The sequence below is a fragment of the Bacillus sp. C-3-6 genome (assembly GCF_054509685.1).
In genome coordinates, this window is record NZ_CM137247.1 from 3,930,442 (window position 1) to 3,954,265 (window position 23,824).

The following is a 23,824-nucleotide window of genomic DNA, read 5'->3' on the forward strand; positions in this document are numbered from 1 at the left end:
AAGGGGGCCTTTATATGGAATCACGCGAGTGGGAACGTATTGTTGATCATCTTCTTTCGCTAGTGCCTCTTTTTTATCGCAAATTTATGCTTCCTGGAGAATTTTCTTCTCAAAGACATATGCCGCCATCACATACACAAGTATTACTGCTTTTGCATGAAAACGGCACATTAGCAGTTTCCGAAATCGGCAAGCGGCTAGCGATTTCACGGCCTAACATGACACCTCTATTAAACAAACTTATTCAAGAAGAACTAATAGAGCGTCATTATAGCGAAAAAGATCGACGGGTCATTTTAATTTCTCTAACAGCTGAAGGGAAATTATTAGTAAATCAGTATCAGCAATTCATTTTAGACAAACTAAAAGAAAATTTCCAAACATTATCTGAGGAAGAGCGCGAAAAGCTCATTCATTCTCTTCAAACCATTCAAAATTTAATTTTGAAAACAAACGTATAAAGCTGCTTCTAAATAGAAGCAGCTTTATGATTCGTAATAGTTACCATAGTACACATTGGAATATGGCCATGTTGTTAAATATGGTTTTTTTTCCTGTGTAGGCTGTTGTTGTGGTAATTGTGGTATTTGTGATAATTGCTGTAATTGTTGTTGCCGATATAATTCGTATTGTCTACTCGTATCATAAACCGGATAATAATTTACATATGGATATACTTGAGGTACGTAATAATAATACATTATCCTCTCCTCCTTTTTCTTAAACATATTCAAAGGAGAAAATGAATGTGACATTGTTTATAATTGTACAAGTGGTTCTCTCACTCGTTTCTTCCTTTTCTTCAAGCGTAACTTACGGTTCTTTTCGTATAAATAATGCACAACGAAATATGAAATGAGACCAAACACAACTCCTAAAATCGTCATTCCAATTAATACATACACTTCACTTTGTAATAAGCTCTTTAATATCGTAAAAATGTGACTTGAAAACAAGTCCGATATCGTAAATGGTTCATGATGAATTTTCTGTACATGAAATGGATAAATCATTTTTCCTAGCGCATACGCAAGCGGAAATAAAAATACTGGGAGAAACGATATTTTCCCAATAATATTGCCAATAACTGCCGCAGGAAAAGATCCCTTTGCTAACCTGACGATTGGATAAAATACTACATATACGAGCGATGCCGTATAAATGACTAACATTTCTAAGCCGAATCCTATAGCAAACCCTAACGATACTTTCTTTGCGCCTTCTGGCGATCGAAGCAACTTATAATATTGAAACTTTAATATTCTCCACATCCGCTGAAAAAACGAATATGTTTTCTTAGTTGTTTTCACCCTCATCATCTCTTTAACTATATTTTTATATGTAGTATGTCCTTACACACTCTGAAAAACAAATTTAGTTTTCTCTTTTATTATAAATGATATCGAAATGGTTAACCAAATATACATCCGACATTTTAATATAAAAAAACCTCCCTTTTAGGAAGGCTCTTCTACATTTTTAAATAAACTCACTAATAACGCTTTTTGAGCATGCAATCGATTACCAGCTTGCTCAAATACGATAGACTGTGGTCCATCTATAATTTCGCCTGTTACTTCTTCTTCACGATGGGCAGGTAAACAGTGTAAGAAACGATATGTTTGTTTCGCATGCTTAACAAGTTCGTTATTGATTTGGTAAGGTTGAAATAAAGAATATTTCTCTTCTTCGCCCTCTTGCCCCATGCTCATCCAAACGTCAGTATAAATGAAATCTGCTTCATTCACCGCTAATTCAGGATCATGCAAAACTTCAATTTCAGCTCCTGTTTCCTTGGCAATCGCTAACGCTTTTTTTACAATCTCTTCATTCGGTTCATATCCTACAGGCGTTGCAACAGTCATATGCATTCCGACTTTTGCACTCGCTAGCAACAATGAATGACATACATTATTTCCGTCACCTACGTAAGCTAATTTTATTCCTTTAAATGTATTTGTTTCTTCATATATCGTCATGAGGTCTGCCAATGCTTGACAAGGATGATGATCATCCGTTAAACCGTTAATAACAGGAATACTCGATTCTTTTGCAAGCTCTTCTACATCCGCGTGTGAGAATGTACGTATCATGATCCCGTCAATATACTGCGATAATACTTTCGCAGTATCTGAAACGGTTTCTCCTCTTCCCATTTGCATCTCTTTCCCACTTAAAAACATACCATGTCCCCCGAGTTGTACCATTCCCGCTTCAAAAGATACACGAGTACGAGTTGAATGCTTATCAAAAATAAGCCCTAATATTTTGCCTTGTAATAAAGGCTCTTGCTTATTCTTTTTTAAATATATAGCGAACTCAATTAAAGAAATAATTTCTTCTTTCGTTAATTCTTCTAGTGTTAAAAGATCTTTCGTATTTAATTTCGGTACTTGTACAGTTGACATGAAACTTCCCCCTTATATGATTGATACGTTTTTTGTACAAACTACTTTTTTTATTATATATACTGCCTGTTCTAACTCTTCATTCGTGACAATGAGTGGCGGTAATAGTCTTATAACATTAGGGCCTGCTTGTAATACGAGAAGTCCTTCGTTTTCTAGTTGTTCTATAAAACTTGCAACTTCATGCTTACACTCAATCCCAATCATAAGCCCCTTACCACGTATATTTTGAATACATTCGACATGCTGTAATTCCTCTTGCAACTTCTCTAATACGTACTCGCCTTTTTCTTGTACTTCTTTTAAAAACGATGGTTTTTTACTCACTTGCAATACTTCTTTCGCTGCAGCCATCGCGATGTAATTCCCGCCAAAAGTTGAACCGTGTGATCCTGCAGTAAACGACGTTCCGAGCTCTTTCCCGCCAATCATCGCTCCGACAGGAATCCCATTCCCAAGTGCCTTTGCAACGGTAACGATATCAGGCTCTATTCCCACTTGTTCATAAGCGAATAGTGTTCCAGTTCTTCCTATCCCCGTTTGTACTTCGTCTATAATAAATAAGGAACCGAACTTATTACATAATGTTTCAATCTCTTTCAAAAAAGATAGATCAGCAGGTATTACTCCTCCCTCTCCTTGAACAACTTCTACCATTACCGCCGCAACTTCTTCATTCATTACTTCCTCTAATGCTTTAATATCGTTAAAAGGGATATGTAAAAAAGATGGAAGTAATGGACCAAATCCTTCTTTCACCTTATCTTGGCCCGTTGCACTCATCGTTCCAAATGTTCTACCGTGAAAAGACTGCTGGCATGTTACGACGAGAGATTTTCCAGTATGCTTACGTGCTAACTTTAAAGCCGCTTCATTTGCCTCTGCCCCACTATTACAGAAAAACACATAATCTAATGCTCTATTTTCTGTTAATAATGACGCAACTTCTTCTTGTAAGCTGTTTGTAAACAGGTTAGATATATGCCATATATCATCAAGTTGCTCTTGTACACCTTTGAGAACAGTAGGGTGACAATGTCCTAAATTACATACGCCAATTCCTGATGTAAAATCTAAATATTGCTTACCTTTATTATCAATAACTTTCGTTCCAGTTCCCTTTACAAACTCAATAGTTCTTCTGCCATACGTTTGAAAAAGATGACTCGTCATGCAATACTCACACCTTTCGTTACCGTCGTTCCAATACACTCTCCCGTAACCTCAGTAAAATCTTTTGTACCATTCACAATACTTATCTTTTGCACTCCCATTTTTAATGATGCTAGTGCCGCCTGTACTTTCGGAATCATCCCACCTGTAATAACACCTGTTTCTATAAAAGTTGCAATTTCAGATTCATCCGTTTCCTTTACCAAATTCCCTTCATGTAATATTCCATCTACATCCGTAATAAAAATAAGCTCTTTTGCCCCTAACGCGGCCGCAATCCCAGCTGCAGCATTGTCCGCATTTATGTTATAAATTTCATTACCATTTACCCCGATTGGAGCAATAACAGGAATATACCCCATATTTATTAATCCTTTTAATAAGGCTGTTTCTACATAACTTACTTCTCCCACATATCCTATCTCCTCGCTGACAGGTTGAACTTGAAGTAAATTACCGTCACACCCCGAACAACCTACAGCAAGTAAATTATGCTTTTGTAAATTCATTACGAGTTTTTTATTCGTACTTCCGCATAGCACCATTTGAACAACATCCATAACTTCTTTTGGTGTTACGCGTAATCCATCTCTTTTTTCTACGTTGATGTTACAATCTTTTAATTTGGCATCAATTTCTGGCCCACCACCATGAACAATCACTACTTTATACTTCTGTTGCAATTTCTTTATACAATCAAAAAACACAGCATTTAATTGATTCAACATACTACCGCCGCATTTCACTACAATATAATCGCTCATCTTCTCTCTCCTTATGTACGATAACAAGCATTTATTTTCACATATTCATAGCTTAAGTCACAGCCCCAAGCTGATCCTGTCTCTTCACCTAAGTGTAAGTACACATTAATGACTATTTCATCTTCTTGTAATCTCTCTTTCATTTCTTCTTCAGAAAATATTTGAGGCTCACTATTTTTTAATACCGATATAGATTGAAGAGTAATGTCAATTGTGTTCGGATTAATAGCTACTTCACTTTGTCCAATACTGCTAATAATTCGCCCCCAGTTTGGGTCTGCACCATGTATTGCTGTTTTCACAAGACTCGAACCGACTATTTGCTTTGCAATTTTTTTTGCCTCTTCATTCGTTTGAGCTCCTAGCACATTTACTTCTATTAACTTCTTAGCTCCTTCACCATCTTGCGCAATTTTTTTCGCTAAATCTTCACATACCTTCTGTAAAGCACATACGAAAGTTTCCCAATCTGTATGTTCCATATTTATCGGTCTTGTTTCTGATAATCCACTTGCCATAACGATGACCATATCATTCGTAGAAGTATCTCCATCTACCGTAATTTGATTAAATGTATGATTCGTAATTTGGGATAACACTGTTTGCAATACGTCATGCTCTATATGAGCATCTGTCGTAATAAAACTAAGCATCGTTGCCATATTCGGATGAATCATCCCTGAACCTTTTGCAACACCCGCAATCGCCACTTTCTTCCCATCAATAATCATTTCATAGCAAGCTTCTTTCGTTATAAGATCCGTCGTTAAAATTGCTTCAGAAAAACAATATGCTTCACTTTCTTCCTTCGTTGGTATAAGAGTTGCAACTCCCTTTCGGATTATATCCATCGGCAGTGGAACACCAATTACACCTGTTGAAGCTACTGCAACGTAATTTTCTTTCATCCCAAAATGTTCCGCCCCTAATGCGCGCATCTCGTATGCGTCTTGTAATCCTTTCATTCCAGTACAAGCATTTGCATTTCCACTATTAACGATAATTGCTTGTAACTTCCCTTCTGCCGTTATACTATCCTTCGTTACTTGCAAAGGAGCTGCTTGTATTTGATTCGTTGTATACACAGCGGCACATGATGCAGGTACATCACAAACGATGGCACCTAAATCCTTTTTCTCCTTTTTTAAACCATTTGCAGTACCAATTGCAGAAAAGCCTTTCGGCGTTACAATTGAACCATTTTCTAATTTTGTAATAGACGCTACTTTAATCATCATGTCCCCCTTATAGATAAAGCGGCATATGTTGTAAACCTGTTGTCTCTTCTAGTCCCGCTATTATGTTTGCATTTTGAATCGCTTGCCCAGCCGCGCCTTTCATCATATTGTCTATAACAGAAACGACCGTAACTCTTTCAGCTCTTTCATCGTAAGCTATGCCAATATCACAATAATTTGAGCCTCTCACTTCTTTTGGACTTGGAAATTTCCCTTGCGTACAAATTCGGATGAAAGGCGATTGTTCATACGTTTCTTCATACAATTTTTGAATTTGCTTTATTTCCATCTTTTGTTTTACTTTTGCATAAAGTGTAATCATGATTCCTCGTGATATCGGTATTAAATGTGTGCTAAATGTAATTGGCTGTGATTCACTATTCCATTCTGTAAGCATTTGCTCAATCTCTGGAACGTGCTGATGCTCATTCACTTTATAAATGTGCAAGTTATCATATAGCTCAGGAAAATGAGTCATTGTTGTTGGTGTTTTACCTGCTCCTGATACCCCTGATTTCGCATCAATAATAATCGAATCTTCTTCAATCATGCCGCTACGTACTAACGGCGCTATCGCTAGCAATGTGGCTGTAGCAAAACATCCTGGGTTTGCAATTAAATTTGCCTTTTGAATCCCAGTCCTTTTCCATTCACTTAACCCATACACTGCTTTTCTAAGAATTTCTTCTTTCGCTGCTGGCCTTTTATACCACAGTTCATATGACGAAGGATCTATCATACGAAAGTCTCCAGATAGGTCAATTACTTTTAAACCTTCTGCTAATAACTTGGGAGTTAACTCCGCCGATACTCCTGCTGGGGTTGCTAGAAATACGATTTCTGCTTCTTTTCCTATCGTCTCCACATCAATTTCTTGTAACGTATGAAAAAGGACATTTCGAAGATGCGGATATACATTTGTTATACACTCACCAACTTGTGAAAAAGAATGGAGAGATGCTATCGAAAAATATGGATGTTGTTCTAATAAACGAATTAACTCAATGCCCCCATATCCAGTGGCTCCAATAATTGCGACTTTCATAAGTTCCTCCTCATATCGATTCTTTAAATTAAGTATGATTATAATATTGTATATTTATAGAGTCAATTAAATATTTATAAATTTTTAAATCTAAAAAAACTTAATTTTATTAGAAAAATAATATACTCAACCGAATTTTTATACAAAAATAGTGCATAGTAGTTTTTTTATTTCACTTCAAGTACAATAAAACAATACATACGTACATACAGGCGGGGAAAAATATGAACGAAAAATTAATTGAGAAAATGATTATAAAAAGTTTTCAACAATATCAATGCAGTCCAATATCAAAAGAAGATCAGGAAATGCTAGTGAAACATATTCAAACGGTGACTCATTCAAATATTGAAATTGATTTATACGAGGAAATTGAGGATATTGTTTATGATTATGTAACTGGAAAACAATAAAAAATAGGAGATTTCCATATGGAAATCTCCTATTTTTTACTTAATGATTTACCTGCTACACGTTCAAATAAACCTGGGAATAAAGCATAAAGTTTCGGGCCAATTCCCATCCACTTCGGTAAGTTTACTTCACGTTTTTTCGTGTGCATCGACTTTACGATTTGTTCTGCTACGTATGTTGGTTTTAACATGTAACGTCCCATATTCTTTACATATGTACCAGATTGATCCGCTATTTCAAAAAAGTTTGTATCTATCGGACCTGGATTAATTGCTGTAACATAAATATCTGTATTGGCTAATTCCATGCGTAAACTATTCGTAAATCCTAATACGGCATGTTTCGTTGCTGCATAAGCACTCGATTTCGGAGTTGCAATTTTTCCAGCAAGTGAAGCAATATTAATAATATGTCCTTCATTCTTGTTTACCATATAAGGTAGTACCGCTTTCGTACATGCTACTAATCCAAATACATTTACTTGGAACATATCTTTTACTTCACCCATTGACGCATCTTCAAACGTTTTAAAAATACCAAATCCCGCATTGTTTACTAATATATCAATACGTCCCACTTCTTGTAATACCTTTGAAAAAACAGACTGTACTTCCATCTCATCACTTACATCTAATACATAATAATAGCAAGGCGTATTATAAGTTTCTTTAATTTTGTCTACTAACGCTTGTAGTTTCTCTTCTGTTCGAGCCATTAATACTGGAGTCGCTCCCTGTGCTGCAACTTGCATTGCAACTTGCTCACCAATCCCACTAGAAGCACCTGTAATGACGATTACTTTATTTTGTAAACGTCCTGTCATTGCTGTCACCTACTTTGCATAATAAATCAATTGTTGCGATGACTCATCAATCATCACTTGTTGATTATATGCTAAATAGTCCAATTGTCCAACCGTTTCTGAAATAGTAAGTGGTAATTGTTCTTTATATAATACCGGAAATAGTTTTACACATACTTCAAATGCTGTCATTGGTTTTTCCTTTAATAACTCAAGTACTTTAAAAGCACGTGTTTCTTGCTTTTGTAATCTCGTTTCAATAAGTTGTTTCACATTTAGAACATCTTCCCCATGCCCTGATAAAATGCGTGAAATATTCATTTCGCTTAAACGCTGTAATGTTTGATTATATTGTAGTAATGGGCGTGCCCGTTCTGTTTGCCCTTCATATGGTGGTTCTAGTATTGGATTCGAAGAAATATGACTAATGAGAGCATCTCCACCAATTAATATTCCATCAGATTCTCTATATAAAGAAATATGAGTAGAAGCATGACCTGGTGTTTCAAGCACTGTAAATCCAGGCAAAGAATTAATACGATCTCCTTCTCTCACAGTATGCGTTAACGATCTATTACAAGAATATTTAAGTGTCCTCGTCGTCAATAACGACTCGTCTTTCAAAAATGCTACTGGCACACCAAACTGTAAGGCCGTCTCTCTAAAAAATTCATGATACCGCTTTAAAAACTCTGGATTTTGTGTGATCCAAGGCTCATTCCAAGGATGTCCAATAATATTCGTCTTCTCAGAAAATATATTTAAAAGTCCACAATGATCTGCATGATGATGCGTAATGACTACTGTTTCAATATCTTCTATCGTATGTCCTAATGTACCTAATTGACTTTCTAACGCATTTCTTGCCTCTTCTGTATTCGTCCCTGTATCAATTAATGTTAATGTCTCCCCCTCAACTAAAAACACATTCACAGTTTCCACTGCAAATGGTACAGGAATCTCCATTCGGTGAATCGCCGTCATGCTTAGCCCCCCTGTCTCTTTCCGGTTCAAAAATGAATACTTCTTCAGTTTACAACTTCTATATATATTTGTCATTATTTTCAGATAAAAAGAGGTGTTTCCTATAAAAAAACGAATGTATGTACATTTATAAGAATTTCTAACCAAAATTAAAGGAGGAACATCATGTCTATTCAAAACATTTCCTTTCTCGGTGCAGGCTCTATTGCTGAAGCTATTATTGGTGGCTTGTTACATGCAAACGTTGTTAAAGGTGAACAAATTACTGTAAGTAATCGTTCTAACGAGACAAGATTACAAGAGCTACATAAAAAATACGGTGTCAAAGGTACTCATAATAAAAAAGAATTACTTACTGATGCAAATATTCTTTTTCTAGCAATGAAACCAAAGGATGTTGCAGAGGCGCTTATCCCTTTTAAAGAATACATAAATAATAACGTGCTTATTATTTCATTACTAGCAGGTGTTTCTACTCACTCAATTAGAAAACTACTTCAAAAAGACGTTCCAATTATTCGTGCAATGCCAAATACATCCGCAGCCATTTTAAAATCAGCTACCGCTATCTCCCCTTCGAAACATGCAACAGCGGAACATATTCGCACTGCAACATCTTTATTTGAAACGATTGGTCTCGTCTCTGTTGTAGAGGAAGAAGATATGCATGCTGTCACTGCATTATCCGGAAGTGGACCTGCTTATATTTATTACGTAGTGGAAGCTATGGAAGAAGCTGCAAAAAAAATCGGTTTAAAAGAAGATGTTGCAAAATCACTTATTCTTCAAACGATGATTGGTGCTGCTGAAATGCTAAAAGCAAGTGACAAACACCCTTCTATTTTGCGAAAGGAAATTACTTCTCCTGGTGGAACTACCGAAGCAGGTATTGAAGTATTACAAGAACATAAATTTCAACAAGCACTTATTTCTTGTATTACACAGGCAACGGAACGATCACATAATCTTGGAAAAACATTAGAACAACTAACAAAAGAAAAATAGAAAAAGGAGCTCAAGTTTATTTGAGCTCCTTTTTCTATAATTACACTTAGTTATTGTTCTTCCCAAAAATCTCTTCTTGCAGGCGACGACCAGTCGGCGTTGCTGCAAGTCCACCTTCCGCTGTTTCACGAAGTGCTACTGGCATCGTTTGTCCGATTCTAAACATTGCCTCAATTACTTCATCACATGGAATTGTACTCGTTACACCAGCTAATGCTAAATCTGCTGAAATCATCGCATTTGCAGCTCCTGCTGCATTACGTTTTACACAAGGTACTTCTACAAGTCCTGCAACAGGATCACACACTAAACCAAGCATGTTCTTTAATGAAATTGCCATCGCTGTAGCTGCTTGATCTTGTGTTCCACCAGCCATCTCAACTGCAGCTGCAGCCGCCATTCCACTTGCTGAACCAACTTCAGCTTGGCATCCTCCTGCCGCACCAGAAATACAAGCGTTATTCGCAACAACCATACCGAAAGCTCCTGCTGTAAATAAGAATTCAATCATTTCTTCACGTGTAGGCTGCAATTTTTCTCTTAGCGCAAATAGTACACCTGGCACTGTTCCAGCAGACCCTGCTGTTGGTGTTGCACAAATAATTCCCATCGCTGCGTTTACTTCATTTGTTGCAACAGCTTTGCTTACTGCATCCAAAATCGTATCTCCAGATAAGCCTTTTCCACTCTTCATATACGCTTGAACTTTTACAGCATCTCCACCAGTTAAACCAGTTGGTGATTTCACGCCGCGAATACCACGTTCTACTGCTTGTTCCATCACGACTAAGTTCTTTTCCATACCAGCAATTACTTCTTCACGTGAAATACTTCTTGTTTCCATTTCACATTGAATCATAATTTCTGCGATTTTTACATTTTGTTCTTTAGCTTGCGCCACTAGTTCCGCTGCGTTCCGAAACATGGTGTGTCCCCCCTGCAATTAATCCATAATAGTTACTTGACAAATATTTTGTTGCGCTTTTATTTCTTCAATCACTTCATCTGCTAATAATTCATCTGTTTCAATAACCATAAGCGCTCTTCTTCCTTTTTCTTTACGAGAAACACTCATTGTACTAATGTTAATCTCGTTTGTAGCAAGGATTGAAGCTACTGCTGCAATAGCACCAAAGCGATCGTTATTTACAATAAGTAGTGCTGGACTTGTGCCTGATAATTGAAGATCGAATCCGTTTAATTCTACAACTTCAATTTTACCGCCACCAATTGAGCAAGCAACAACTTCAATTTCTTCTTCACCTTTATACAAACGAATTTTCGCTGTATTTGGGTGAGGTGCATTGGCATCTTCTTCAATGAATTCCACTTCAATTCCGCGCTCTTTTGCTATTTCTAGCGCCTCTGGAATACGTAAGTCATCTGTTTCAAATCCTAATATTCCACCGATTAGTGCTACATCCGTACCATGCCCTCGATACGTCTTTGCAAATGATCCATATAACGAAATGCTTACTCTTTCTGGTTCATGACGAAACAGCTGGCGAGCAACTTGCCCCATTCTTGCCGCGCCTGCTGTATGTGAACTTGATGGTCCAATCATAACTGGACCGATAATATCAAATACTGAGCGATACTTCATCATAACTCCCCCTAAACCTCTATGCAAAAATTTATTCTACTATTCTATTAACCTGCTACATCTGTCGCTTTTCCAGTTGTACCACGAATTTGTTCTGCTGTATGAATTGGATAATTTTTAAATAAAAGTAATCCAATATAACCTGAAATAATACCAGTTATAATAATACATAAGAATCTTAGCATTATTTTCATTAAAAAATGATATAAGATAATCCACAATAAAGTCTGGTAGCAATCCAAAGTTTAACACAGAAGCCATTGCAAGGATAGCATAAACAAGCGATATCTTTCCTATTATAATTCTCATGTTACTCTCTCATGGTTTAGTCAACTTCACTTGTTACGATAATAACTAAAAAGCATGTGACTTATCATAAATTATAATCTGCCCTCATTATAGCTTGTTTTTTATAAAACGCTTACTTTTGTTGAATTTTAAAAGTTCTGAATAAAAGTCCATTCCTGCTATTTGTATCACTTGTATGTCATCTGACTTATATAACAGTTTTTCTAAATAATCATTATTTCGTATTTTTATCGTATATATTCAAACCATTCTAATTTTCTGTATCATCCAAGTATAAGTATAAAATAATAACAGTTTTATTTTTAAATTTTTTTAGACATAAAAAAATGGCAACCCATCGTTACCATTTTTTACAAAATTATTATTTTTCTACTGGGAATGATTTCAAATCTGTCGCTATTTCTGTATTAGAAAACAACTCTCTTGCCTCTTTCAATAATTCCTTATATGTATCTCCTTGATAGCGAGAACTAATGTGAGTTAAGATTAATCGCTTCGCATTTGCCTGAAGTGCAATGCTCGCAGCTTGCTTAGATGTGGAATGAAAATAATCATGCGCTTGTTGCTCATCTTCTGCTGCGAAAGTCGCTTCATGGACAAGTACATCTGCATCTTGCGCAAGCTCCCTACTCGCTTCGCAATATCGCGTATCACCTAAGATAGTAATAATTCTTCCTTTTTGAGGTGGGCCGATAAACTCATTTCCATTTAATATCGTGCCATCCTCTAATTCAACTACTTCTCCATCCTTTAAACGTTTAAAGATTGGACCTGGTTTCACACCCATCTCAAGCAACTTATCAACTAAAAGAGCACCTTGTATATCTTTCTCTACAATACGATATCCAAAACATTCTATACCGTGTGACAATCTTTTCGTTTCTACATAAAATTCATTATCTTCAAATACGGTACCTTCTTCTGTTATCTCCACAACTTCAAGTGGATATTTCACATGTGTCGTACTTACCGATAATGCCACTTCAATAAATTGTTTAATTCCTTTCGGTCCATACACCGTTAAAGGCGTAGTTCCTCCTTGAAATGAACGGCTACCTAATAAACCAGGCAATCCAAAAATATGATCGCCATGTAAATGCGTAATAAATATTTTTTCAATGCGGCGCGGACGTACAGATGTATGTAATATTTGATGTTGCGTGGCCTCGCCACAATCAAATAACCAAGTTTGTCCTCGTTCTTCTAACAATTGTAAAGCAATTGCTGAAACGTTCCTTCCTTTTGAAGGAACACCTGCACCAGTTCCTAAAAATACAAATTCCACTTTCTTTCCTCCAGCTCTAAATATACTCTATCTCTCATCTTACGGAATGTTATTTCAAATGGCAAATTGAATTTACATAACCAATCATCTAGACAACTATATAACACGAACATTATACTTAAAAAATTTAGCAATCGTTCGTGTTTTGTGTTAAAATGATTATACTACATTTTAAGGGAGCGTTTTATTATGAAAGAAGTATTTCGTTTACAAACTGATTTTTCATCTTCATTTGATCGCTGGGTAAGTTCTTTCGTGTCTGATCACCCAGCACAATTAGAATGGACAACTTTAAAGGAATTAATCCATGAATATACAACATCACATACAAATGATACGTTACCAGCATATATTTCTTCAGCTTTAACATATTACGCCCAACGCGTTTCAACTACAAACAGTTCAGAGATTGTTATTTTTGAAAACCCTACCATCTCGTAATCTATAATAAAAAAGCACTGGTTACAGTGCTTTTTTATTTATACTTATTTAGCAAATGATTATATTCCGTCCAAAAGTCTGTATACATACTTTGATCAAACTCATCTAAAATTATCTTTTCACTTGATTTATTGAATAATTCTTTTGCTTGTAGCGCAAAAGAAACAATTTGTTTTCTATATTCATTTTCATTTACTTCTATATGAAGCCCTTCATAGTATATAGCCTTTTGATCAGTAGAAATAACTTTGACAAAATCCTTTAAAACCACATTTTCACCTATATGGTTTATAGTCCAATGAATTAAAATTGGGCATCCTAACATGGGCATAGTGCCACATCCGTGCAAAATAAGCCCCTCTTCATTTTCAATATCACAAATATATTCTTTATCTAAAGTTCGTAACAGAGCTAAAGCTGATTCACTTATTCCCCATTCCTCATCCATACCTGTTTGTGTAATAATCGTTCCATCCACATTTAAATAAATTTCCCCGTGAGAACATAAATCTTCCTGCTCATTAAACAACCACTTTTGATTCTCAATATTTATAATAAAATTTTGTGGTACCATTACAAATTCCCCTTTTATAAAAATATTTATTTTCCACATTATTTATAATTAATATCATGCATTTCATCCCATATATCTATTATAAATCCATTTAATATTTTAAAAACACAGATAAAAAAGATATTGACACTACGATTTTACAGTGCTAACATTCAACATGTAATTGAATATGGTCTCTGTTAGGTGAGGCTCCTGTATAGAGAAACGCTGCTGCCCAAAAATGTCGAGAGACGCCAATGGGTCAACAGGAAAGGTCGGAATGAAGGCCTTTTTTAACGTAGCTGGTTTCAGTACCTATGCTATACAGTGCTAAAACTCAACGAGGGAGAGGTGCATGTATTTTGTCATACACAAAAACTGTTTTTATTTATGTCTACTAGCAGTCTTTGTTGTGGACTCTTTTAACTGCGAATTCAGACCTTTACTCGTTTTGAGTAAAGGTCTTTTTACGTCTATATGCACCTTACTATGAAACAAACATAGCATATTCAGAAACTACTAAATTGTACGGAGGTGAGGAACAGTTGGCAATTGATGATTCGGCCCAGATACCCATACGTTTTACATTCATATTTCATCATGTAGGTAGGAAAGAAACTGTTCCTCACCATTTCAAATAGTTAGGTAACAGATTGTTTCCTCCTTCATGACAGAGGAGGAACTACCGATGTTTAATTTACAAAGACAAGAAACAAAGCATGCTTATGAGCAAGATAGCATGAAAACAAATAACGAATTATTAGTGGAGGTTGCAACACAAGATATAAGCTCTGCGTTAAAACTTTTAGAAACATCTCAAGATGGATTATCTAAACAAGAAGCGTCTCGTAGACTTTCTTTATATGGCCCGAACGAAATAGCTCATAATAAAATGGCACCGTGGTACATTCAGCTTCTGTTAGCATTTAAAAATCCATTTATTTTCGTTTTATTAGCTCTTGGAGCACTCTCCTTTTTCACGGATGATATGCAAGGAACAATTGTCGTATCTGTAATGGTCCTACTTAGTGCAACGATTCGATTTTCCCAAGAATTTCGTTCTCAAAAAGCTGCCGATAAGTTAAAAGCTATGGTTCGAACAACTGCGAGCGTATTTAGAATAAATGGATTTGTACATGAAATAAAAAATGTAACGAATTTAAATCGAAATTACACAACAGAAATTCCAATTGAGGAACTTGTACCTGGCGATATTATTTCCCTTTCAGCAGGTGATATCGTTCCAGCCGATGTGCGTATTGTATCCGCTAAAGATTTATTTGTTAATCAATCTTCTTTAACAGGGGAAGCACTTCCTGTAGAAAAATACGAAAACTGCTACCATACAGAAAATAAGCATATCTTACCGAAAAACATGAAAAAAAATTACAATCCACTCGATATGGAAAACCTTTGCTTCATGGGAACAAATATTGTAAGTGGTAGCGCAAAAGCTGTTGTCATCTCAACAAGTACTGATACGTATTTCGGCTCTTTAGCAAATAAGGTAATCGGAAAGCGGGTAGAAACAAGCTTTGATAAAGGTGTAAACAAAGTAAGCTGGCTCTTAATTACATTCATGCTTATTATGGCGCCTATTGTCCTTCTCATTAACGGATTCACAAAAGGAGATTGGCAAGAAGCTTTCTTCTTCGCTATTGCCGTGGCTGTTGGCCTTACACCTGAAATGTTGCCAATGATTGTAACTGCTAATTTAGCTAAAGGTGCCGTTAACATGTCTAAACAAAAAGTAATTGTGAAGCACCTAAATTCTATTCAAAACTTAGGTGCTATGAATATTCTTTGTACAGATAAAACCGGAACTTTAACAGAAGATAACGTTATCCTTGTTCGTCACTTAGATCCTAATGGAAATAAATGCAATCGCGTCTTGCAATTTGCCTATTTAAATAGTTTCTATCAAACTGGATTGAAAAACTTAATAGATAAAGCTGTTATTAAGCATACAGAGGAAAACAATACATTTGACCCATCAGCTTTTCAAAAGCTAGATGAAATTCCATTCGATTTCGCCCGCCGGCGTATGTCAGTCATCGTAAAAGATATTTCAGGTGAACATACAATGGTTTGTAAAGGTGCCGTAGAAGAAATTTTATCAATTTGCAACTACACTGAAGTGGATAAAAAAATCGTTACACTCACTGAGGAAATACGCTCAAATGTCAAAAAACTAAGCGAGACATTGAATAGTGAAGGTATGCGGGTTATTGCTGTGGCTTATAAAAAAGATAGAAACATAAATGATAAAGAGTACGCAGTAAAAGACGAAACTGATATGATTCTCGCTGGATATATCGGCTTTTTAGATCCACCGAAACCATCTGCAGCAGCTGCAATTCAAGCATTACAAAAGCATGGTGTACAAGTAAAAATTTTAACTGGCGATAACGAAATTGTTACACGAAAAGTTTGTAAAGAAGTTGGATTAGATATCGGCGAACCAATCCTCGGTTACGAGATTGATTCTTTACCAGATAAAGCATTAGCAAAACTTGCTGAAGAAACGACTGTATTTGCGAAGCTTAATCCAATGCAAAAATCTCGCATTATACACGCATTACAAGGAAACGGACACACTGTAGGTTACATGGGAGATGGCATTAACGATGCTGTAGCATTACGTGAAGCTGATGTCGGAATATCTGTTGATACTGCTACTGATATTGCGAAAGAAGCTTCTGATATTATTCTACTCGAAAAAAGTTTAACTATATTAGAAGCCGGGATTTTAGAAGGACGTACTACATTCGGAAATATTTTAAAATATATTAAGATGACAGCTAGCTCTAACTTCGGTAATGTGTTTAGCGTGTTAGTAGCAAGTGCTTTCATTCCTTTTTTACCGATGCTTGCCATTCATCTTTTAATTCAAAACTTACTTTATGATATTTCACAACTTTCTATTCCATGGGACAAAATGGATAAAGAGTTTCTAGAAAAACCACGAAAATGGGATACTGCAAACTTACGAAACTTCATTATTTGTATCGGCCCAATTAGTTCCATATTTGATATTATCACATACGTAGTCATGTGGAATGTATTTGGCGCAAATACACCGAGCGAGCAATCATTATTCCAGTCCGGTTGGTTTGTGGTTGGATTGTTAACACAAACTTTAATTGTTCACATGATACGAACACAGAAGATTCCATTTATTCAAAGCGCTGCATCAACACCAGTCGTTTTATTAACCGCTCTTATTATGGCAATCGGGATTTATATTCCATTCTCACCACTTGGTGCAGCCGTTGGTTTACAAGCATTGCCACTTAGCTACTTCCCTTGGTTAGTAGGAATACTATTAGGCTACGCTTTTTTAACACAATTCCTGAAAAAGCTTTATATTAAAAAGTTTCATAGCTGGTTGTAAAAATAAGAATGAGTGGGTATTCCCCGCTCATTCTAAAAGACATAACAGATACTTATATATGGAGGTGACCATGATGGTATGGTACGACATTGTATTCAGATTAGTTATCGCAATTATTGTAGGTGCTTGCATCGGAATGGAAAGGCAATGGAGACACCGAATGGCCGGGCTGCGGACAAATGCTCTCGTATCACTTGGTGCCTGTATATTTGTTTTATTATCCGTCATGCTTGATCATGATGCTAGCCCCTCACGCATTGCTGCTCAAGTCGTTAGTGGCATTGGTTTTTTAGGGGGTGGCGTTATTATCCGCGATGGTTTTAGTATTAGAGGGCTAAATACGGCAGCTACTTTATGGTGTGCAGCTGCTGTCGGTACTCTTACAGGCGCCGGTTTCCTCGTTGCAGCTATATTAGGTGCAGCCGGCGTGTTACTAGCAAATATACTTCTTCGTCCAATTGCTCTTTTTATGAATAAAAAATCAAAAGAAGAATCACCTGAACAAACGAACTACTTACTTTCCCTTACTTGTTCAGAAGAAAATGAAGCACATATTCGTTTTTTACTTATGCATATGGTAAGTACAGAAGGGCTCAGTTTAAAAGAGTTGTATAGTGAAGATGTAGATTCTAATCAAAAAGTTTGTATACAGGCTACATTACATTGCAAGACAAATGCAGCTATCTTAATTGAAAAAATAGTAAGTAGAATGCTATTAGAATCTGGCGTTACTGGAGCTGGATGGAAGACTTCTTTAGATTTAGAAGCGAGTTAAATAGGAAAGGTGTCATGATTTTTACTACTTCATGACACCTTCTACATAAATTTATTTTCTAACTTTTGTTGAAACGACTTCTCTTGCTTACGTAATAGTTGACTACCTCGTTGTAAAAGTGGTGTTCCATACTTATCATTAATTTGATCAATGACAGCAAGTAGCGGTTCTTTTTTTGCATCCTCTTCAAATGAAAACAAATCTAATTGTTTCACCGATTCTGTCTTCCACTCTATTTCAGTAGCTGTAACACCTAGTAAACGAACGGAATCACCATCCCAATGTTGCTTCCATAAACGGGATGCTGCTTGAAAAATATCGCGTTCTTCCCAAATCGCATTTTTCAATTGCTTACTCCGTGTTACTGTTCGCCTATCATGGTATTTAATCATAATTTGAATATTATAGCTGACAAGGGTTCGCTTTTGTAACCTTTTACTCACTGACTTTGATAAACGTTCTAACATATCAAGTAATTCTTTCTCTTCATCCATATCCTTTGAAAAAGTCATCGAGTTACCGACACTTTTATGCTGTCCCATTTGACTCGGATCCACTTCCCTATCATCTATACCCTTTGCACGCCTTTGCAAATCAACACCGTGCTTGCCAATTTTAGCGCGAATGATATGCTCGTCTCCCTTTGCCAACTGTTCAATTGTCTGTATATGAATATCATTTAATTTTTCAGCTGTTTTCTCACCAATTCCATGCATTGCTCCAACTGGACGTGGCCAAATCAGTTCTGGAATATCGCGTTTTCGAAGCACGGTAATACCAAGTGGTTTTTTCATATCTGAAGCGGTCTTTGCTAGGAAAAGATTTGGAGCGATTCCAATACTACACGGAAGCTGCAACTCTGTTAATAGTGCTTGTTGAATCATCTTTGCTATTTCAAGAGGAGAACCAAGTGCGTAGCAATCTGTAATATCTAAATATCCTTCATCTATTGAGACTGGTTGTATCTTTTCTGTAAAACGGGAAAGGACTTGAAACATTTGAAATGAAGCTTCGCGATATAATGTGAAATTAGGACGCCTTACAACTAATTGCGGGCATAACCTTTTCGCTTCCCAAAGGGGCATCGTCGTACGTATTCCGTATTCTCTCGCCTCATAACTACATGTTATAATAATTCCTTTTCTCTCTTTTTCATTTCCAGCAACCGCTAATGGCTTTCCTTGTAATGATGGATCATGAGCAATTTCAACAGATGCGAAAAAGCAATTCATATCTACATGTAAAATTACACGACCATTTTTCGGATACATTTCTCGCATAGTACTCACTCCCTAATCAGAACGTTCGTTCTTTTATTATATCAAATTTTGCACAATAGTTATAATAATTACTTGTTCTTTTTTATAATCCATATAAAGAGGATACACATGTGAGAGAGGCTGATTATGGTGAAATTAACTATATGTTCCTTGTAGTTATATTAATCATCATAATTATTTACTCCTTCCAATTTTCAACATGAATACGTTTGGATTTTTCTCTCGTCTAATATTATATACTGCTATGATTTTTCTTGTATTGGCTTATACGCCTTGTAAAAACAATCGAATCAAAATAAAAAGCGTGTAAATCACAATTGATTTACACGCTTTTTCTATTCTATTACTTCGCTACTTCTTCAATAATTGCAACAACTAATTCTGCTGTTTTTGCTAACTCTTCAACAGGAATCTTCTCGTTTGTTGTATGAATTTCTTCATAACCAACTGCCAAGTTAACTGTTGGGATACCGTGTCCTGCAATTACGTTTGCATCACTTCCGCCACCACTTTGGTGAAGAGAAGGTGTACGACCAATTTTTTCAGCTGCACGTTTTGCAACTTCTACAACGTGATCGCCATCAGCAAATTTAAATCCTGGGTACATAACGTTTACTTCAACGTCTGCATGACCACCCATTTCTTTTGCAGTTGTTTCAAATGCTTCTTTCATTTTCGCAACTTGTGCTTCCATTTTCTCATTGATTAAAGAACGAGCTTCTGCAAAGATTTGTACATGATCGCAAACGATATTCGTTTGTGTACCACCTTCAAAACGTCCAATGTTTGCAGTCGTTTCAGAGTCAATGCGACCAAGTGGCATCTTCGCAATTGCTTTCGCTGCGATAGTAATTGCAGATACACCTTTCTCCGGTGCTACACCAGCGTGAGCTGTTTTCCCGCGAATAATTGCGTTCACTTTCGCTTGTGTTGGAGCTGCAACAACGATTTCACCAACTTTTCCATCGCTATCTAATGCGTAGCCATACTTCGCTGTAATACGCTCACGATCTAAAGCTTTTGCACCAACAAGACCTGATTCTTCTCCGACTGTAATAATAAATTCAATTTTACCGTGAGAGATATTTTTCTCTTTTAAAACACGGATTGCTTCGAACATTGATGCTAATCCAGCTTTATCATCCGCGCCCAAAATTGTTGTACCATCTGATACGATATATCCATCTTTAATAGAAGGCTTAATTCCATTACCAGGAACTACTGTATCCATATGAGAAGTAAAGTAAATTGTATCAACACCATCTTTTGTTGCTGGTAAAGTACAAATTAAGTTACCTGCACCATGACCAGTTACAGCCATTGTGTCATCTTCAAATACTTCTACACCTAAATCTGTAAATTTCTTCGTTAATACTTTGCAGATTTCTGCTTCAAATTTCGTTTCAGAATCTACTTGTACTAATTCCATAAATTCATTTACTAAACGTTCTTGATTAATCATAAGACTGCGCCTCCTGCACTACCATTATGTATGTAACACTATTAATTATAACAGAATTTCGCAAAAGTTTCGAAATACAAGACAAAAAACAGATGGTTTACATGTCTAGATAACCATCTGCTTTCTATTACTCATTTAACAATACCCAGCGCATATGATCCTCCCACACGCCATTTACCATTAACATCTTCCTAGACACGCCTTCATATTGAAAGCCTATCTTCGTCACTACTTGTATAGATGCTAAATTACGAGGCATAATCGGAGCTTCTATACGATGTAACTGAAATCCCTCAAAAGCAACTTGAATTGCTTTTCTAAGCGCTTCTGTCGTATACCCTTTGTTTAACTCTGCTTTATCTAATTTATAACCGAGTACACAAGATTGATAAATGCCACGAACGATTAAATTAAATGAAATACACCCAATTATTTTCGTATCATCACCCTTTTTAAAAATCCATAGTCTGATGATTTTCCCTTCTTCGAACTCTTTTCTATCCTTTTGCAACTTTTTCTTTTGATAATCTAGCGTAAAAAAATCATCCGGTCTATACTCTTCCCAAGCTTTTAAAAACTCACGATTTCTGTCGTAATATTGAAGAACTGTTTCAGCATACGACTCATCAATTTCCTTTAAATATAAACGATCTGTTTCGTATATTTTCATCATCGTATCTCCATTCTTCAGCTTGCCCAACTAAAAATTAACAATATACCCTTTTACTATATTCTCTACACACACTCAAATTTCCTGTTATATTTTGCAACCCCTTCCCGAATTTTGTCCTTACTCTCCCCTTGTCCATAATTTCATTTCTCGTTACAATGAAATTGTACTGATTTGCAAGGAGGTATAACGATGCATAAAAAAGCTCAAAAAATTATGGTTTATGTGATGCTAATTTCTATGCTTGTAACAACATTACTTGCTGGCGCGAGTATGTTTTGGTAAAAAGGGCGATGTGTTCGTCCTTTTTTTACTTTTTACACATGACAAAATAAACCATCTCGACATCGAGATGGTTTATTTTATATAAAACACAATCGCTACAATACTGAAGGAAAATGACATTACAAGTGCTATTACAAAACTTGTATATTGTTTCTGCTGAAATGCCCCAATAACAAAAGTGAGATTAAGTAATGCCATACATACAATCGCTACAAGATAAGAACATATATTAAAAGTTGCCAATATGAATGTAATAACAAATAGAAATCCCATAAAAAACTGCATATACGAAAGTTTTGGATTCAAGTACATATGAGCAACCCCTTTATCTAATTTTATCTTTCTATACTTTCATTAACGCATGGTTATGTACACATGTCAAGACAACTTATTACAATAGAAAAAGCCAACCTTTTCGTTGGCTTCTTCATATGCAACGGCTCCTTTTTCTTTTGCCAATTGCTGAAATGATTTTTTCGATTTCACAATCCATACTTTCGTTCCAATTGGAATACGATCAAACAAATATTCCACATCGTTTTTCTTCATTCTTATACATCCTTGTGAAATATACTTTCCAATTGAACTCGGTTGGTTTGTTCCATGTATTCCATATTTACTTCCATCAGTTCCTCTTGCATTAAATCCAATCCACCTTGATCCAAGTGGATTTTTTGGCGATCCACCTGGAATATCCTTCGCAATGTAATACGGATCCTTCGCTTTCATTACAACATCAAAAGTTCCTTCTGGAGTTAATTCATTCGTTTTCCCTGTCGCTACTGGAAAAACCTTTTGAATCTTTCCATCGTCAATGTAAGCTAATTTATTCGTTGCTTTATTTACAATAATAAAAGGATCTCCGGCACGTGGATTATCCCCAAGAGGCCAAATCGGCGATAAAGAAAGACATAATATGATAGAGAGAAGATACGGCATAGATAATTCCTACCTTCTATATAAGTTCTTTTATATTATCCTTTCCCTTAAAGCGACTTTTAATGAGTAAATATTGTTCCATTTCATACACAAGTTGAACAAGTTTCGCACGTATCTCAAATTCTTCGCGTGTAGCTGGCAATGGCATGTCTCTAAATAATTCCCTCATTTCTTGAAGCTGCCTTAAGGAAATAACGCCTGTACTCTCAGGGCTAATAGCATTACCAATGTTTTCAACAACATCTGCAATCATGTCAGCTTGTTCATACGTCCACGATAAAGAAGCTGCTAATGGTATCATTCGCTCTAAAATTTCGAATTGTTGCATACGCATATTAAAATAACGATAGTAATAATCATCTTCTCGCATAAATGCATTCTCAAGTTTTTTAAACGATAAATCTCTTGCTTCATTTAACATATTCTCGGTTTCAATGAGTTCTGCTCCACTCCAACTACTTTCTCGATTTCGTAAATACACAACCATTTCAAACAAAATCGTTTTAAAATTACTCTCTATTTTATCCTGATACTCTTTTAGCTTATTTTCACTACTCGGCATATACATATTTACTAATAACGCCACGCTAATTCCTATTGTTAATATAGCAATTTCATTTCCAACTATAAGCCATGTAATTTGCTTCAATGAATATAGATGCATAACAATAACTGAACTGGTGACAATACCTTCTTGAATTTTAAGCATTACTGCAGTCGGAATAAATGTAAGTAACAATATGCTAATTGCAAGTGGTGTATAGCCGATCGTTTCAAAAATACAAAACGCGAATACCATTGATAATACACACGCTAGAAAACGATGTAACGACACTTGAAGCGATTTGCGCTTCGTATTTTGTACACATAAAATAACTAAAATACCTGCTGAACTATAAAATTCTAATCCTAATAACTGAGCAATAAAAACTGCCGCGCCTGTCCCTATTGCTGTTTTTACTGTACGGTATCCAATTTTGAACATATCATTGCTC

The 23,824-nt window shown here is 36.0% G+C and carries 27 protein-coding genes and 1 riboswitch; of the genes, 7 read left to right on the top strand and 20 right to left on the bottom strand.

From position 1 onward, the window contains the following. The first annotated feature begins 14 nt into the window (after positions 1 to 14). Positions 15 to 461, top strand: coding sequence for a MarR family winged helix-turn-helix transcriptional regulator (locus ACW0JX_RS20065; RefSeq protein WP_000445819.1), 447 nt, complete (start codon positions 15 to 17; stop codon positions 459 to 461). A gap of 24 nt (positions 462 to 485) precedes the next feature. On the opposite strand, the gene ACW0JX_RS20070 is transcribed toward ACW0JX_RS20065, so the two are convergent. From ACW0JX_RS20070 to argC, 7 genes are all read right to left on the bottom strand, one after another. Then, the gene (locus tag ACW0JX_RS20070; RefSeq protein ID WP_000291956.1) at positions 486 to 701 is read right to left on the bottom strand and encodes a hypothetical protein; all 216 of its coding nucleotides are present in this window, start codon (positions 699 to 701) and stop codon (positions 486 to 488) included. A 57-nt stretch (positions 702 to 758) separates the two neighbouring features. After that, positions 759 to 1,319 carry a DUF2062 domain-containing protein gene (locus ACW0JX_RS20075; protein ID WP_053563692.1) on the bottom strand — a complete coding sequence of 187 codons (561 nt, stop codon included), beginning with the start codon at positions 1,317 to 1,319 and terminating at the stop codon, positions 759 to 761. Between the two features lie 138 nt (positions 1,320 to 1,457). Next, positions 1,458 to 2,408: an ornithine carbamoyltransferase gene (argF, locus tag ACW0JX_RS20080; protein WP_000108861.1), complete on the bottom strand. Its 951-nt coding sequence runs from the start codon at positions 2,406 to 2,408 to the stop codon at positions 1,458 to 1,460. 12 nt (positions 2,409 to 2,420) lie between these two features. After that, complete coding sequence (locus ACW0JX_RS20085; RefSeq protein ID WP_053563690.1) at positions 2,421 to 3,581, bottom strand: acetylornithine transaminase; 1,161 nt, start codon at positions 3,579 to 3,581, stop codon at positions 2,421 to 2,423. Beyond that, a complete protein-coding gene (gene argB / locus ACW0JX_RS20090) occupies positions 3,578 to 4,345 on the bottom strand; it encodes an acetylglutamate kinase (protein WP_001286792.1) in 768 nt (255 codons plus the stop codon). Before argB ends, ACW0JX_RS20085 begins: the two co-directional genes overlap by 4 nt. Positions 4,346 to 4,356: 11 nt before the next feature. Then, positions 4,357 to 5,580 (bottom strand): bifunctional glutamate N-acetyltransferase/amino-acid acetyltransferase ArgJ, encoded by a 1,224-nt coding sequence (argJ, locus tag ACW0JX_RS20095; protein WP_459245027.1) that lies wholly within the window; start codon positions 5,578 to 5,580, stop codon positions 4,357 to 4,359. A gap of 10 nt (positions 5,581 to 5,590) precedes the next feature. After that, entirely contained in the window at positions 5,591 to 6,628 is a 1,038-nt protein-coding gene (gene argC, locus ACW0JX_RS20100) for an N-acetyl-gamma-glutamyl-phosphate reductase (RefSeq protein ID WP_071729704.1), read from the bottom strand. 224 nt (positions 6,629 to 6,852) lie between these two features. On the opposite strand from argC, the gene ACW0JX_RS20105 reads away from it, so the two are divergent. Beyond that, positions 6,853 to 7,041, top strand: a complete 189-nt coding sequence (locus tag ACW0JX_RS20105) for a YqzH family protein (protein ID WP_001003222.1) — start codon at positions 6,853 to 6,855, stop codon at positions 7,039 to 7,041. Between the two features lie 29 nt (positions 7,042 to 7,070). Here the strand turns inward: ACW0JX_RS20105 and ACW0JX_RS20110 are convergent, their stop codons facing one another. Next, the gene (locus ACW0JX_RS20110) at positions 7,071 to 7,865 is read right to left on the bottom strand and encodes an SDR family NAD(P)-dependent oxidoreductase (protein ID WP_000147789.1); all 795 of its coding nucleotides are present in this window, start codon (positions 7,863 to 7,865) and stop codon (positions 7,071 to 7,073) included. Between the two features lie 9 nt (positions 7,866 to 7,874). Continuing rightward, positions 7,875 to 8,828: an MBL fold metallo-hydrolase gene (locus ACW0JX_RS20115; protein ID WP_000125135.1), complete on the bottom strand. Its 954-nt coding sequence runs from the start codon at positions 8,826 to 8,828 to the stop codon at positions 7,875 to 7,877. 165 nt (positions 8,829 to 8,993) lie between these two features. Here ACW0JX_RS20115 and proI point away from each other — a divergent pair, with 165 nt between their 5' ends. Next, complete coding sequence (gene proI, locus ACW0JX_RS20120; RefSeq protein WP_053563686.1) at positions 8,994 to 9,833, top strand: pyrroline-5-carboxylate reductase ProI; 840 nt, start codon at positions 8,994 to 8,996, stop codon at positions 9,831 to 9,833. 46 nt (positions 9,834 to 9,879) lie between these two features. Here proI and sdaAA read toward each other — a convergent pair whose 3' ends face one another. The 4 genes from sdaAA to rnz all read right to left on the bottom strand — a co-directional run bounded on the left by sdaAA (position 9,880) and on the right by rnz (position 13,030). Then, a complete protein-coding gene (sdaAA, locus tag ACW0JX_RS20125) occupies positions 9,880 to 10,758 on the bottom strand; it encodes an L-serine ammonia-lyase, iron-sulfur-dependent, subunit alpha (protein WP_000489461.1) in 879 nt (292 codons plus the stop codon). A gap of 18 nt (positions 10,759 to 10,776) precedes the next feature. Next, complete coding sequence (gene sdaAB / locus ACW0JX_RS20130) at positions 10,777 to 11,436, bottom strand: L-serine ammonia-lyase, iron-sulfur-dependent subunit beta (protein WP_000877449.1); 660 nt, start codon at positions 11,434 to 11,436, stop codon at positions 10,777 to 10,779. A 47-nt stretch (positions 11,437 to 11,483) separates the two neighbouring features. Further along, positions 11,484 to 11,621 (bottom strand): hypothetical protein, encoded by a 138-nt coding sequence (locus ACW0JX_RS20135; RefSeq protein ID WP_000943432.1) that lies wholly within the window; start codon positions 11,619 to 11,621, stop codon positions 11,484 to 11,486. A gap of 485 nt (positions 11,622 to 12,106) precedes the next feature. After that, on the bottom strand, positions 12,107 to 13,030 hold the full coding sequence (gene rnz / locus ACW0JX_RS20140; protein ID WP_000397454.1) for a ribonuclease Z: 924 nt from the start codon (positions 13,028 to 13,030) through the stop codon (positions 12,107 to 12,109). Between the two features lie 189 nt (positions 13,031 to 13,219). On the opposite strand from rnz, the gene ACW0JX_RS20145 reads away from it, so the two are divergent. Further along, a complete protein-coding gene (locus tag ACW0JX_RS20145; protein ID WP_000665709.1) occupies positions 13,220 to 13,471 on the top strand; it encodes a DUF3932 family protein in 252 nt (83 codons plus the stop codon). 34 nt (positions 13,472 to 13,505) lie between these two features. Here the strand turns inward: ACW0JX_RS20145 and ACW0JX_RS20150 are convergent, their stop codons facing one another. Further along, positions 13,506 to 14,045: a hypothetical protein gene (locus tag ACW0JX_RS20150; RefSeq protein WP_459245028.1), complete on the bottom strand. Its 540-nt coding sequence runs from the start codon at positions 14,043 to 14,045 to the stop codon at positions 13,506 to 13,508. 168 nt (positions 14,046 to 14,213) lie between these two features. After that, positions 14,214 to 14,381: riboswitch (M-box (ykoK) riboswitch) on the top strand. 331 nt (positions 14,382 to 14,712) lie between these two features. Here ACW0JX_RS20150 and mgtA point away from each other — a divergent pair. Continuing rightward, positions 14,713 to 17,418, top strand: coding sequence for a magnesium-translocating P-type ATPase (gene mgtA / locus ACW0JX_RS20155; protein ID WP_459245029.1), 2,706 nt, complete (start codon positions 14,713 to 14,715; stop codon positions 17,416 to 17,418). A gap of 73 nt (positions 17,419 to 17,491) precedes the next feature. Further along, positions 17,492 to 18,193, top strand: a complete 702-nt coding sequence (locus ACW0JX_RS20160; protein ID WP_050844500.1) for an MgtC/SapB family protein — start codon at positions 17,492 to 17,494, stop codon at positions 18,191 to 18,193. Between the two features lie 41 nt (positions 18,194 to 18,234). Here the strand turns inward: ACW0JX_RS20160 and ACW0JX_RS20165 are convergent, their stop codons facing one another. From ACW0JX_RS20165 to ACW0JX_RS20175, 3 genes are all read right to left on the bottom strand, one after another. Continuing rightward, positions 18,235 to 19,473, bottom strand: coding sequence for a DNA polymerase IV (locus ACW0JX_RS20165; RefSeq protein WP_459245030.1), 1,239 nt, complete (start codon positions 19,471 to 19,473; stop codon positions 18,235 to 18,237). Positions 19,474 to 19,816: 343 nt separating this feature from the next. Continuing rightward, positions 19,817 to 20,935, bottom strand: coding sequence for a tripeptidase T (locus tag ACW0JX_RS20170; protein WP_000609816.1), 1,119 nt, complete (start codon positions 20,933 to 20,935; stop codon positions 19,817 to 19,819). Positions 20,936 to 21,062: 127 nt separating this feature from the next. Continuing rightward, positions 21,063 to 21,608: a GNAT family N-acetyltransferase gene (locus tag ACW0JX_RS20175; RefSeq protein ID WP_025118231.1), complete on the bottom strand. Its 546-nt coding sequence runs from the start codon at positions 21,606 to 21,608 to the stop codon at positions 21,063 to 21,065. Positions 21,609 to 21,797: 189 nt separating this feature from the next. Here ACW0JX_RS20175 and prli42 point away from each other — a divergent pair, with 189 nt between their 5' ends. Further along, entirely contained in the window at positions 21,798 to 21,890 is a 93-nt protein-coding gene (gene prli42 / locus ACW0JX_RS20180) for a stressosome-associated protein Prli42 (RefSeq protein WP_000549037.1), read from the top strand. 72 nt (positions 21,891 to 21,962) lie between these two features. Here the strand turns inward: prli42 and ACW0JX_RS20185 are convergent, their stop codons facing one another. From ACW0JX_RS20185 to ACW0JX_RS20195, 3 genes are all read right to left on the bottom strand, one after another. Further along, the gene (locus ACW0JX_RS20185) at positions 21,963 to 22,202 is read right to left on the bottom strand and encodes a DUF3894 domain-containing protein (RefSeq protein WP_000281167.1); all 240 of its coding nucleotides are present in this window, start codon (positions 22,200 to 22,202) and stop codon (positions 21,963 to 21,965) included. A 66-nt stretch (positions 22,203 to 22,268) separates the two neighbouring features. Further along, positions 22,269 to 22,829 (bottom strand): L,D-transpeptidase, encoded by a 561-nt coding sequence (locus ACW0JX_RS20190; RefSeq protein WP_001146564.1) that lies wholly within the window; start codon positions 22,827 to 22,829, stop codon positions 22,269 to 22,271. A 16-nt stretch (positions 22,830 to 22,845) separates the two neighbouring features. Then, positions 22,846 to 23,814 (bottom strand): aromatic acid exporter family protein, encoded by a 969-nt coding sequence (locus ACW0JX_RS20195; RefSeq protein WP_000472671.1) that lies wholly within the window; start codon positions 23,812 to 23,814, stop codon positions 22,846 to 22,848. Between the last annotated feature and the right edge of the window lie 10 nt (positions 23,815 to 23,824).